We start from the raw sequence: 13,291 nt of genomic DNA on the forward strand, positions 1-13,291 counted from the left end.
TTCTTTCCTTCTGTTTTATAACTCGATTGTATCGTTTATATCTCTTTGTTTACTTCATTGGTATCTTCAACAGGAATATTTTGCAATTTCTCTTGTTCATGTACTTTTTTATCTAAATCTGCTTCTTGTTCTTTTTTAACCACTACGGCTTTTTTAATCTTTTTAGGTCGGTCATAATGGACTTCATCAAAGTGTACAAACTTATTGTAATTGATCATCGAAGCCAACTCTTTTCCATACAACTCTTTTTTCTCAGAGTAACGGTGCAGTTTCTCTACAAGCAAATAAGGGTTTTGGAACTCTGTTTGATAGTTTAATTCTCGAAACTCTTTAAACGCCCAACTTCGAGATATCATTAAATAGTAATCTTTAATCGCATCTTTGATGGTGTCATACTTTTTAAGCCAAATGGTTTTCTCCCCACGTTGCTCTCCTGCTGCAATCCGTGGTTCATCTTTATTAAATGACCACACGCCAAAAAGGTTATTGGCCTCTTTAAAAAAGCGCGATTGTCCCCATGCACTCTCCATAGCAGCTTGTGCGAGTGTAACAGAACGTGGGTGCGGTTTCAATGCCATTAGAAGCTCGTCATTATCTTGAGCATTGTACTGTTCTTGAAGGGATAAAAGCTCTTCATCATCTGGATTTTTTTTGATCAACTCTTGAGTAGAATAAAACAAATGCCACTCTTCCTCATAGACCTCTTGAAGTGGAGGCACCACTTGTTCTAAGAAACGCTGTTTTTTTTGTGAGACGGTTAAATTTTTTATCTCAACAGGTTTGACTTTTACTTTTTTAACCTCTTTGGGTTTTGATGAGACTTCATACTGTTTATTAATAACGATAAACATGCCCGCAATCAGTATAAAACCAACAACGTAAGCCATATAGCTTTTTTTAATGTTCGAACTGAATAGTGATTCTTGATTTTTCATAACGAGTATTGTACCGAAAAAAATTATATTTTAAATGAAATAATATTTTAAGATACCTTTACCACCTCTACTGAGGTGGTTGTTAGTATCCTGAGATTTGCACGTAGTAAGAAATAATTTCTAACAGTGGTTCAACCATCATAGTCGAGATAATCGTTACAACCGCACAAATTCCCACAATGGTTTTCAAAGGGGTACTGGCATTGCTTAAGTACTGCACTTCGCTGTTTTCTACAGGCTCTTTTAAGAACATATACACAATTGGTTTTAAGTAGTAGTACGCTGCAATGGCAGAGTTTAACACCATGATCAAGGCTAAGACAATAAACCCTGCACTAACCGCACTTCCAATTAAATACATTTTTCCCCAGAAAAGTGCAAAGGGAGGTATTCCTGCGAGTGAAAGCATAAAAAGTCCCATCATCGTTGCAGCAATAGGAGAGGTTTTAATCATCCCTGCATATTTTGCCAAGTGATGATCACTGCAGAAGTTTTTAGACTTATCTTCATTAAGCCACAGCATCGCAAACCCACCCAAGTTCGTCACTAAGAAAAGTGACCAATATAAGAATATAGCATTGGTTGATTGTGTGGTACCTAAAATAATGGCGGCCATCACAAACCCTGCATGAGAGATTGAAGAGAAGGCCAACATTCTTTTGATATCTGTTTGTAACAGTGCAATGATATTTGGAATGGTCATGGTTAATACCACGATGGCATATAAAATCCCTTCCACCACTTTATCATCTGCGGCAATAAATATTTCAAAGAATCTCAACGCCACAATAAACGCTGCAATTTTTGGAACGACGGAGATAAACCCAGCCAGTGAAGCACTTGAGCCTTCATAGACATCTGCAACCCACGTGTGAAATGGCACAAGAGAGAGTTTAAACCCAATAGCACCCAGCATAAAAGCCACACCTAAAAGCACCACGGGGTAGTTATCAAAGTTTGACTCCACCAATACTTGTGAAATCACACCCAACTCCACGCTGCCTGTGAGTGCATAGAAAATCATCGCACCAAAGGCAAAAAATGCCGTTGCTAAAGCACCCATTGTGAAGTACTTAATTGCTGCTTCTAAAGCTCGATCTTTGTTGTGCATTGCAATCATCGTATAAAGAGCCATAGAAGCGGTTTCAAGCCCTACGAAAATCAAAATCAATGAATCAGAGCTGACCATGAATTGAAACCCTGCCACCATAAACAAATACAACGCATAATACTCAGCATAGTTGTTTTCATGGAATCGAAGTTTGTTCAATGAGAGCAACATAAACATTGCCGTACCAATAAGGATGATGAATTGTGCTAACACAGAAATTCCATCAACGAGCATCAAATCAAAGAAACCACGAACGGCTCCGTTGTATCCATACAATGAACCTAAGTCCACCACTAAAAACAGAACAGCTAAAATAATATAAAAGGATTTATCCAAATTTTTAGCAAACAAATCAATACACAAAATAGTCAATGCCCCAACAATAGCAATGAGCATTGGAACAATCGTTACAAAGTTCAGACTTACGAAGTCTATATCAATTGGCGGTATCATTATTTCACCTCCCCAATGCTGTTCGCTGAAATCAGTTTCGTTTTTGTTACGGGTTTAATCGCTTTTATTTTCATCACTTCCACCAGTTGTGTGACCGACTTATTCACTGGGTCTAAAATTGGTTTTGGGTAAATCCCTAGAATAATAACCAAGGCGACTAATGGTACTAAAGCCACCAACTCTCGCCCTTTGGCATCTGTGAGTTTTTTGTTCTCTTCATTGGTAATTGGTCCAAAGAAACTTCGTTTATACAATACAAGCATATAAACGGCTCCTAAGATAATTGTTAATCCTGCAATCAAAGTAATGATAGGTGAAACTTTAAAGAACCCCAGTAGTGATAAGAATTCCCCTACAAAGCCTATGGTTAAAGGCAATCCCACTGAAGCCATCAGCATGATTCCAAAAATCGTGGCGTATCGTGGCATCACAGAAGCCAAACCACCAAACTCAGCTATCATCTTGGTGTGTCGTCTGTCATATATAACACCCACCAGCATAAACAGCGCTCCTGATACAATCCCGTGAGAAATCATAAGGAAAATAGCGCCGCCTATTCCTTCCACATTCAGAGCAAAAATCCCTAAGATAATCACTCCCATGTGTGAAACAGAAGAGTATGCAATCACTTGTTTCATGTCCTCTTGCGCATACGCCACCATTGCAGTGTAGACTATAGCAATCAGTGCTAAAATCGCAATTGGAATGGTGAAGAAAGCACTTGCATCTGGGAACAATGGCAGTGAAAATCGTACAAATCCGTACGTACCCATTTTAAGTAAGACTGCGGCTAAGATAACCGAACCAATGGTTGGTGCTTGACCGTGTGCATACGGCAACCAGGTATGAAATGGAACCATTGGCACTTTGATGGCAAACCCTAAGAAAAATGCCACAAAGAGCCACATCTGCATATCAAATGGTAACAGAAGCATGTTCCAATCTAAGATACTGAAACTCCAGTTTCCTGTGGTTTGATAGTAGACAAAGCCTAAATACAACATCCCCACAAGCATCACCAATGACCCTGTGAAAGTATATAAGAAGAACTTAATCGAAGCATAGATTCGAAGTTTTCCACCCCATGCTCCGATGATATATAACATTGGTACCAGTGATAATTCCCAGAACAAATAGAAAACAATCGCATCTAAACACAAAAACACTGCCACCATTGTCATCTCTAAAAACAGAACTGAAATCACTAAATTTTTCAGGTCTCTTTTTTCTGTTAATCCAATGAGTGAAATCATTGTCATAAAGGTGGTTAAAATAACTAAGAACAGAGATATTCCGTCAACTGCAACTAAGTAGTTGATTCCATACGATGGAATAAGTTCAATCATCTGCATAAACTGCATTCCTGCATTTTGCGCATCAAACATATACCATAAAATCATACTGAGCATAAACTCTATGGCAGTAACAGCAATGGCATAAGCACGAATAGACTCTTTAGAGACCATAAATCCTATGAGTGCTGCAACGGCTGGAAAAAATATTAAAATTGATAAAATGTGTTCCATTAACTACTCCCCTTACTTCGCAAAACCAAATATAACGGCAATAACAATCAGTGCCGTTGCACCCAATGCCATGTTCGTTAATGCTTTAGACAGGTTACCTGTTTGAATTGGTCTGCTTGCCTCTCCTGTTTTCTGTACCATTTTCGCAATCGCATCAACCATGGTATCGATGACTTTAAGGTCAATCTCTTTCCATGAGAATTTACTCATTGCTAAATAGGGTTTATTAATCACGTTTTCTAAAAAGTGTGGGATGTAGTATTGGTTGGCCAACAGTTTATAACAAAATCTGTTCTTCATGGCTTCCCCATAATACCCGCCATCTTTTTTGAATTTAAACACCGCAAATAAAATACCACCCAATGCCATGACTGTCGTAACAGCAATAAGCGTATAAAGTGTCGTATCACTCACGTGAATCTCTAACTCCGGCAGTTTTTTAGTCACCATCTCTACAAACGGCGCTTTAAACCACCCTGCAATGATGGCTAAGACGGCTAATGGTGTCATTGCTGCAATCACAAATGGATAAGTCTCATGTGGGTGATACCCTTTATCATGATATTTCTCTTCTCCGTGGAATACATACATCACAAGTCTAAATGAATAGAACGCAGTTAATCCAGCCGTTATCCAAAGCACTGCCCACATGATATAAGCATGGTGTCCAAAGGCCACTTCTAGGATTAAATCTTTTGAGAAGAACCCCGACAATGGGAAGATACCTGCCAATGCAACTGAAGCAATCGTCATAATAATCGAGGTTGCTTTCATGTGTTTGTGCAATCCACCCATGTTTTTAATGTTGATTTCATCGTTCATGGCATGCATCACATTCCCTGCACCTAAGAAAAGTACTGATTTAAAGAAAGCGTGCGTTGCAAGGTGAAACAGTGCCACCCAATATGCACCCAAACCAGCAGCTACAAACATGTATCCTAACTGTGAAAGGGTAGAGAAGGCAATGATTTTTTTAATATTGGTTGCAACCAAGGCTTGTGAAGCTGCAAAAATTGCTACAAATGCCCCCAATGCCGCAATAAAGTACCCAACTTCAGGAACAACGGTGAAAATCTCATTGGCACGAATGACCAAATAGACCCCAGCAGTTACCATCGTTGCTGCGTGTATAAGTGCTGAAACTGGAGTAGGTCCTTCCATCGCGTTGGCCAACCATTGATTAAACGGGAACTGTGCTGATTTCCCCATTGCTCCAATGAATAAAAACACAGCAATCGCAATAATAAGCCCATGAGAAAGCGTTCCAATTTGTTCAAAAACCACATCATATTGAAGAGAACCTATGTTCCAGTAAATAAAGAAAATCCCCACCAACATTCCAAGGTCAGCGACTCTGTTCATGATAAAAGCTTCATTCGCTGCATACGAAGGAGAGACTGATGAATAAGGAGAAAGTGTTGAGTATGGGGTATTATAGATATCTTTGCTTCGTGCAATATCGGCTTTGTGATACCAAAAACCAATCAATCCCCAAGAACAAAGACCAACACCTTCCCATCCAATAAACAATCCTGCAAAGTTATCGGACATAACAAGAATCATCATGGAAAAAACGAAGGCTGAAAGCCATGCAAAAAATCTATTAAAACTCTTATCGTGATCCATGTATCCAATAGAGTGAATGTGTACCATGGTTGAAACAATTGTTACAACCACCATCATGGTAACACTGACTTGATCCACCACAAATCCAAAGGGGATATCAAGGTTTCCTATCACAATCCAATCGAGCATTCGCACATGAAGAATGGTTTCCGTGGTAAAAATATGGAAAAGCAAGTTTAATGAAGCAATCATTGACGCACCCAACATCGCAGAAGCAAACACTCCTGTGAACAATGTTTTTGTTTGGTTTGCAAACAGTGCTGCAACTAAAGAACCCACAAGCGGAGCAAAAAGAGCTATATATAAATATTTTTCCATTTTTACCCCTTCATGCTTTGCAGTGTATCAAGGTTGATATCACCTCGTCGTTTGTACCATAAAATAAGTAATCCCAACCCTACAGCCACTTCACTCGCCGCAATGGCAATGATAAAAAATGCAAACATTTGCCCCGTTAAGTCTTGGTGAAACTTTGAAACAGCCACCAAACCAATATTCACTGCATTAAGCATGATTTCTGTTGAGAAAAACAGCATCAACAGGTTTTTCCTTCGAATCACCCCTACCAAACCAATGGCAAAAATAATAGCCGAGAGTATTAAATAATCATTGAGTGTCATTTGCTCCCCTTTGCCGTATTCTCTTCTTGTAGTGCATCAATTTCCTCTTCACTTAATTCACTTAAATTTGTATCCATTTTTTTACTTGCTAAAATAATCCCACCAATCATTGAAACCAGTAACATCACTGCTGCAACTTCAAATGGTATGAGGTATTTTGTAAACAGAACCACCCCAACATCTTGCACATTTCCATACTCAGGATGCACAGGATAGAGACCTTTTTGTGCATCTGCACCAATAAGTGGTGCCACAAAAATAATCACCACCAACAGTGCAATCATTCCTGATAAAACAAATTTCAATCGTGGATTGGCAATTTTCTCTTTCACTTCTGACATGGAGTCAAAAAACATCATACCAAATGCATACAGTGCCATCACTGCTCCTGTATAAACAACAATTTGTACAACTCCTAAAAAATCCGCATCCAATAAAAAAAAGAATGCAGAGATAAAAATCATACCCGCTGCCAGTGAGCTCAATGCATAGAGTGCATTATTGGTAAATACGGTTATTCCAAGCATTCCTATGGTTAAAAATGCAAACAGATAAAACGCTACGATTTCAAACATGCTTCTCCTTTTAGTATGCCAATGGTGTTTTTTTCATTCGCTCATCTGCGTTAGGCGAAATGGCACCAAATCCATCATATTCTTGTTGATTTTTTAACTCATCCAATGGCGTTAAGAAATCCTCTTTGAGTCCAAAGTGTGCTCGTTGTTCACTGGCATTCTCATACCGTCCTCCATGAACAATGGCTAACTCTGGACACACTTCTGCACAATATCCACAGAAGATACATCGTCCCAAGTTAATCGAGTACTCTAAGACCTCTTTTCGTGAGTTTTCATCAATGCGCGTGTCCATTCGAATACATTTAGAAATACAAATTTTTTCACACAATCCACACCCAATGCATCGGTTTTCTCCTGACTCTAAGAGTGCAAGCAGTTTATGTACCGCTCTGTATCGTGGTGAAATAGGCAGTTTTTCTGTAGGGTATTGAACCGTATGCATGTTGTTGTTAAACAGTGCCTCTTTCATGATCTTAAGTGTGATTTTCAATCCGCCAAAGAGTTCCCCTTTGATTGATCGTTTCATCACTTGTTTAAACTCTTCCCATCCTGTTTTAGGATAATCATCCTCTTGCACAAGCATATACTCTTGTGTTCCGACGTTTCTCTCTTTTAAATCTTGTAAACTCATACCACGCTCCTAAAACATCATCACAAAACCAGTAATTAAGATATTAATTACTGCCAGTGGCATTAATATTTTCCAACATAACCACATCAATTGATCGGGTCGGATATGTGGCCATGATGCTCTTGTCCATAAGAAAAAGAAGATTAAGAACATCACTTTTAAAACAATTGCCAATCCACCTGGAATAAAATAAAAGTCGTTAAATCCACCTAAGAACATCAGTGAAATTAAGAAACAAACCGTAAATAAGTTGGCATACTCACCAATAAAAAACATTCCCCATCGCATACCAGAATACTCTGTTGCATACCCTGCAACAATCTCAGCTTCATGCTCAAGCAAGTCAAACGGTGTTCGGTTGGTTTCTGCAAAGCCTGCCATTACAAACAGAACAAAAGCCAACGGTTGTGACCAGATTAACCAGTCTGAAATCCCGCCTGCTTGGTAGTTGTTAATATCAATCAACGACAAACTTCCCACCATCATCAGTGGGGCTAAAATTGAAAGTCCCGAAACCACCTCATACGAAAGCAGTTGTATGGCGGTACGTGCTCCACCTAGAAGCGACCACTTATTGGCACTGCTCATACCTGCTAACAGTGGACCATAAAGCCCAATTCCTGCCACACCCATCACAAACAGAACCCCAACGTTCACATCAGCAATAATCGGTCGTACGGTGTAGCCAAACATCTCAAACTCGGGGAAAAATGGCACAGCTGTCATGGCAATAAATGCTGTTGCTGCAGTAATAATTGGTGCAATCTTAAAAATAGGTTTCACCGCATTTGCAGGGATAAAATCCTCTTTACAAAAAAGTTTTGTACCATCGGCAATGAGTTGTAAAACCCCATGAGGCCCTACGTTCATAGGTCCAAGTCTTCGTTGCATGAATGCTAAGATTTTTCTTTCAATATAGGTTGTAAATCCTGCTAATGCAGAAAACACTGCTAAAACAATGATGGCTTTAACAATGGTTTCTATGATAATACTTGTTTCCATATCTTACACCTTCTTTATGGTTGCGCTGTTGTAACGACTGTTGGTAAAGAGTTGTTCTGTCTCTGAATTTTTCTCAAAATAAGAGACATACGCAACTTCACCTTCAATTTGATTATCCACCGTTACATCTGCAATCACTTCTACGTTATTTGCACTGATGCTTACTTTGTCTCCACTTGCTAAAGAGAGGGTTTCAGCTAAACTTTCAGAGAGATACAAACCATTTTTATCATCGAGTTGTTTTGCTTTTGCTGTAAAGGCATTGAATTGATTGATTGGATTGGCTTTATAAATCACACTGCTTGTTATCATCTCAATTTTTTCTAAGAAACTAAATGATGTCTCACACTCTAAAGAAGCAGCATTAAGCTCATAGCCTCGGTTTTGTGTTCGGTCATTTTTATACTCATTGGACAATTCATCAAACTCAATGGCTTTAAACCCTTGAGCAGTTGGTAAACTTTGAGTGTACTCAATGGTATATTCCACATCCTCTTCAAGCAATACATTGGCCAAATCATTCAAGACATATCCACCATATGGCAGTGCCACATTGGTTGGTACCACACGTTTATCTAATGAAGTGAATGTTCCTTCTTGCTGATTGAGTGCTGGCATATCTAAGTTGCCATCACCTAAAGCACTTAACTCATAGTTGGCTTTTTCATTGTACCCAATGGTGAAACCTTCTGCTTCATCATCAAGTTGACAAATAAGACTCACACCTAAAGTATTGGTTTGTGTTGGTACAACCATCACGTTAAACGGTGTATATTTCTCAATCATTCCACAAAGACGTGCCATGTTTTCACTTTTTGGATGAAAAATCACATCTTCTCCTACAATAAGTGCAAAGCTGTCTTTTTTATCCAACATGGCATTGATGGTATCCAGAAGTGTCTCATCACTTCCAATAGAGTCCAACAGTTTTGTATACTCATACTCCACTTGCGTCTCTACTTTTTTAGGCACCATCTTCTTTACCTCTTTTTCTTCACCCGTTTCTTCATCTTTAACAATTTCAACGACTGTTTCTTTGATGGTTTCAGTGATGGTTTTAACTCGTTTCTCTTTTAAACTTGTCAAATAATCTGCCACATCTTGCGGTAAATCTTTGCCAAAGAGGTCTAAGAGTAAAAACAAAATTGCCTCTTCATTCATTGGTCGGTGTGCAATGGTTTCAATGGTTTTGCCCTTTTTCCCAAACCCTTCAATATGTGGATCTGCAATGGGGTGAAAATATAACCCTGCCCCTTTATTAAGTGTGATGGCATTATTAAATGCATACTTCACACTTGGTGCATCCGATTTTAAGAATGACCCAACAGAAACCACAAAGTTTGCATTGTGAATATCTTCAAGTGTGGCACTATAAAGTGAACTGCCACTGGCTTTGGCATATGCACTCATGAAGTTTTGGTATCGTTTTGCATCCTCATTGATGAGTTTTACACCCAATTTCTCTCGAAGTTTTTCTAAGATAAGTGCTTCTTCATTAGTAATATATGAGTTAAACTTGATGCTTTGAGCCTTTTTAAATGCGGCAATCGCCTCTTCAAATTGTGCTTCATCTTTACTTGCAGTTGTATTGGCAAAATCATAACCAAATCGCGTTGCACCATTTAAACTCGCATAATGGTGTTCATTAGTCACTCGATAAATGGTGGGGTTTTTATCTTCAATCGAGGTGTGTTTGACTTCATAATACATCAGAGAACAATCACTGGCATGTGGATTTGATGCAGGGATTTTTGTCAGCTCCCAAGAGTTTGAACGGTATTGGAAATCCGTACTTACAAGTGCTCCAACGGGGCACACAGAGATACACTCCCCACAATCAATACATTTATCCTCTTCAAAACCAATGAGTGATTTATTAAGTTTGTTCCACATCGCATACGCATCTTTTGGCATGCTCTCTTTATAGCTTTTATCTAAAGCCTCTGCCCCTCTTTTAACTGTGCTTAATGCATTGGATCCGATCATATCTTTACATACGGTCACACACTTTTCACACACAATACACAACCCTGGGTCGTAGGTCATCACACCCCAATGAGCCGTTGGTCGATGCACGTCTTGTACAGCATAACTTTGTGAGTCTACTTTCATATAAAGTGTATTGTTTTGAAGTTCACAATCTCCACTTTGGTCACACACGCCACACTGTAAAGGGTGATTCACATCGTACACTTCCATGATAGCTCGTCGCTCTTTGGCAATGCTTTCAGTGACGGTTTTAACCCTCATTCCCTCTTTTACTTTGGCATTACAGGCATACACCTGTTTTTCATCGGCTTCAACCAAACACAAACGACACGCTAAAGTGGGAGAACATCGTGTTAAGTAGCAAATTGCTGGAATATAAATCCCATTTGCTCGTGCCACATTTAAAAGGTATTCACCCTCTTTTGCCTGACAGGTCTTTCCATCAATTGTTAACGTAATCATATCACTCATTATGCATCAACCTTTTCAATCTTTACTTGTTTATATCGGTAATCAAGTTCATTTACCCCTGCGTCATTACACAGTGCAACCATCCCTTGTAAATTTGTATCGAGTTTAAATTTTTTTTGTATCTTACTGGAACCAAATACGATACTCACTTGGTCATTGTCGTTCACTTTTGCAATACGCGCAAACGAGCTTCCCCCTACTAAATACTCTTTTGAGGAGTATGTATTGGCATAAATAGCCACACCATTAAACGAATCCAACTCCTCAACCTCTTCAAGAGTTTCATCGCTTTCATTGATTGTTTCAATTAAACTTGGTGTGGCACCCAAGACAGTCACAGCAAACTGGCTGTATTGGTTTAAAGCGTTTAATAACTTCATGATATTTTGTGCCTTGCTGTGACCAAATAGATCCGTACTTACAACCAAAGTTGGTGTTGAAGCTTGATTGTATGCAGTTTGCATCTGCTCAAACTCCTCTTCTCCCACACTTGATTCTGCACTTAAATACCCCACATCCAAGTCATCAATAAATGCTTGAACTTCGAAAGAGCACCCTTGTGCAAAAAACTCTAAAAGAAGTGCACAAATTCCCTCTTCACTTCCTACTTCATACTTGCTGTATTGTGAAAATTTAATTGCATCACTTTTATAATCCATGGGATTCATATAAGCAATATAACCTTCACATTTTGCCAATGCCTCTTGAAGTGCCTTGTTTAAAAACAGAGGTTCTCCTAAAACAAGGACAAAATCACTTTGAGCAAGTGAGGACAAATCTGTTTGAATGATGTTACTCAATTTATTCATCCTCATCATCGTCAGCAACAACTGCTTTTGCAGGTGGCTCTTCTTCTGCTTTAACACGTGGCGTATCATCTTTTACTTTTTTAACCACAACCGTCCAGTCAACTTCGTTGAATTTCAGTGAGTTCATCAACGTATAGTCATTTTCATACACCACATCAGCCACTTTTTGGATGGGGCTAAAATCCCCAATTTCAAACAAAAATATTGCATTTTCATTGGGTGCAATCTCTTTGTCCATCAACTCAAGCAAACGGTCATAAAAATTATCTTTTAATGGTCTTAAATCAAATCGTTTCATTTCTGTCTTTGCCTATCTGTCGATTTCACCAAAGACGATGTTCAAGTTACCAATGAGTGTAACAACATCCGCCAATTGATGTCCTGGTAGTAAATCTTCAAGTAACCCTGTGTGCCAAAATGATGGTGCACGAAGCTTCATTTTGTATGCGTATGGAGAACCATCACTGACAATCATAAAACCTAACTCCCCTTTTGGAGACTCGGTTGCCACATAAACTTCCCCTTTAGGTGGTCGCATCCCTTGAGTTACAAGTACAAAGTGTTGCATTAAAGAGTAGTTTTGCGTCATGATGTCCTCTTTAGGAGCGGAGATATACTCAGGTGCGTGTGCCATCAGTTGTGGTTCACTTGTCTTATACATAGAAATAAGCTGTCGTAAAATTTTTGATGACTCTCTCATCTCTTGCATGTAGCACTTATATCGTCCATATGCGTCACAGGTATTTGCGTATGGAATCTCAAAATCAAGCTCGGGATAGATTCCGTATGGCATCTCTTTTCGTAAATCCCATTTGAAACCACTTCCTCGTAATGCCACGCCTGAACATCCCCACGATTTTGCCAACTCAGGCGTGATGATTCCTACATTTTCTAAACGCATTCGCCAAATTCTGTTCTCTGTTAAGAGACCTTCATACTTGTCAACCTCTTCAGATAAGATTTTTAAAAATTTCTCTAAGTCTTCACACCATGAAGCAGGAAGATCTAAAGGCACGCCTCCAATTCTTACTGCACTGTGTGTGAGTCGCGCTCCACAATAGTCTTCCATTAAGTCCATGGCAAATTCACGCTCTCTAAAAGCATAAAGGAAAATCGACATTGCTCCCACATCCAATGCGTGTGTTGCCAACCAGAAAAGGTGAGAGATGATACGATTGAGCTCTAAAAGCATGGTTCGAATGATTTCTGCTCGTCGTGGTGCTTCAATACCAAGCAGTTTTTCAACGGCCAATGCAAACCCGTAGTTGTTTGAAGTAGACGCAATATAGTCCATACGGTCTGTTGTAGGTAAGAACTCGTTGTACATCATATTCTCACCCATTTTCTCCATACCACGGTGCAGATAGCCTACCGAAGGTACGGCTTTTACAATCTCTTCACCTTGAAGTTCAAGTATGAGTCGTAATTGACCGTGTGCGGATGGGTGTTGTGGTCCAAAGTTGACCACCATCGTGTTGTCTTCACGCTCGAAGTTTAAGTTCTCAAAAAATGGTTTTAATCTGTTAACTTTTTGTTGCAT

12 protein-coding genes are annotated in these 13,291 nt (G+C 39.2%); all 12 read right to left on the minus strand.

Annotated elements, in window-relative coordinates; genetic code table 11:
* Window positions 1–35: 35 nt before the first annotated feature.
* The 12 genes from CRV04_RS09920 to nuoD all read right to left on the minus strand — a co-directional run bounded on the left by CRV04_RS09920 (window position 36) and on the right by nuoD (window position 13,291).
* Window positions 36–935 carry a glucosaminidase domain-containing protein gene (locus CRV04_RS09920; RefSeq protein WP_128996695.1) on the minus strand — a complete coding sequence of 300 codons (900 nt, stop codon included), beginning with the start codon at window positions 933–935 and terminating at the stop codon, window positions 36–38.
* Window positions 936–1,017: 82 nt separating this feature from the next.
* On the minus strand, window positions 1,018–2,499 hold the full coding sequence (gene nuoN / locus CRV04_RS09925) for an NADH-quinone oxidoreductase subunit NuoN (protein ID WP_128996696.1): 1,482 nt from the start codon (window positions 2,497–2,499) through the stop codon (window positions 1,018–1,020).
* Window positions 2,499–4,025, minus strand: a complete 1,527-nt coding sequence (locus CRV04_RS09930) for an NADH-quinone oxidoreductase subunit M (RefSeq protein ID WP_128996697.1) — start codon at window positions 4,023–4,025, stop codon at window positions 2,499–2,501. The genes nuoN and CRV04_RS09930 overlap by 1 nt, the downstream gene beginning before the upstream one ends.
* Before the next feature lie 12 nt (window positions 4,026–4,037).
* Complete coding sequence (gene nuoL, locus CRV04_RS09935) at window positions 4,038–5,969, minus strand: NADH-quinone oxidoreductase subunit L (protein ID WP_128996698.1); 1,932 nt, start codon at window positions 5,967–5,969, stop codon at window positions 4,038–4,040.
* A 2-nt stretch (window positions 5,970–5,971) separates the two neighbouring features.
* The gene (gene nuoK / locus CRV04_RS09940; protein ID WP_128996699.1) at window positions 5,972–6,271 is read right to left on the minus strand and encodes an NADH-quinone oxidoreductase subunit NuoK; all 300 of its coding nucleotides are present in this window, start codon (window positions 6,269–6,271) and stop codon (window positions 5,972–5,974) included.
* Window positions 6,268–6,846 carry an NADH-quinone oxidoreductase subunit J gene (locus CRV04_RS09945; RefSeq protein ID WP_128996700.1) on the minus strand — a complete coding sequence of 193 codons (579 nt, stop codon included), beginning with the start codon at window positions 6,844–6,846 and terminating at the stop codon, window positions 6,268–6,270. Before CRV04_RS09945 ends, nuoK begins: the two co-directional genes overlap by 4 nt.
* A 10-nt stretch (window positions 6,847–6,856) precedes the next feature.
* Window positions 6,857–7,480: an NADH-quinone oxidoreductase subunit NuoI gene (nuoI, locus tag CRV04_RS09950; protein WP_128996701.1), complete on the minus strand. Its 624-nt coding sequence runs from the start codon at window positions 7,478–7,480 to the stop codon at window positions 6,857–6,859.
* A 9-nt stretch (window positions 7,481–7,489) separates the two neighbouring features.
* Window positions 7,490–8,482, minus strand: a complete 993-nt coding sequence (nuoH, locus tag CRV04_RS09955) for an NADH-quinone oxidoreductase subunit NuoH (protein WP_128996702.1) — start codon at window positions 8,480–8,482, stop codon at window positions 7,490–7,492.
* Window positions 8,483–8,485: 3 nt separating this feature from the next.
* Window positions 8,486–10,942, minus strand: a complete 2,457-nt coding sequence (locus CRV04_RS09960) for an NADH-quinone oxidoreductase subunit G (RefSeq protein ID WP_128996703.1) — start codon at window positions 10,940–10,942, stop codon at window positions 8,486–8,488.
* On the minus strand, window positions 10,942–11,742 hold the full coding sequence (locus CRV04_RS09965) for a hypothetical protein (RefSeq protein WP_128996704.1): 801 nt from the start codon (window positions 11,740–11,742) through the stop codon (window positions 10,942–10,944). Before CRV04_RS09965 ends, CRV04_RS09960 begins: the two co-directional genes overlap by 1 nt.
* Before the next feature lies 1 nt (window position 11,743).
* Entirely contained in the window at window positions 11,744–12,049 is a 306-nt protein-coding gene (locus tag CRV04_RS09970) for an NADH-ubiquinone oxidoreductase subunit E family protein (protein WP_128996705.1), read from the minus strand.
* 12 nt (window positions 12,050–12,061) lie between these two features.
* A complete protein-coding gene (gene nuoD, locus CRV04_RS09975; protein WP_128996706.1) occupies window positions 12,062–13,291 on the minus strand; it encodes an NADH dehydrogenase (quinone) subunit D in 1,230 nt (409 codons plus the stop codon).

The sequence above is a fragment of the Candidatus Marinarcus aquaticus genome (assembly GCF_004116335.1).
Classification (GTDB): domain Bacteria; phylum Campylobacterota; class Campylobacteria; order Campylobacterales; family Arcobacteraceae; genus Marinarcus; species Marinarcus aquaticus.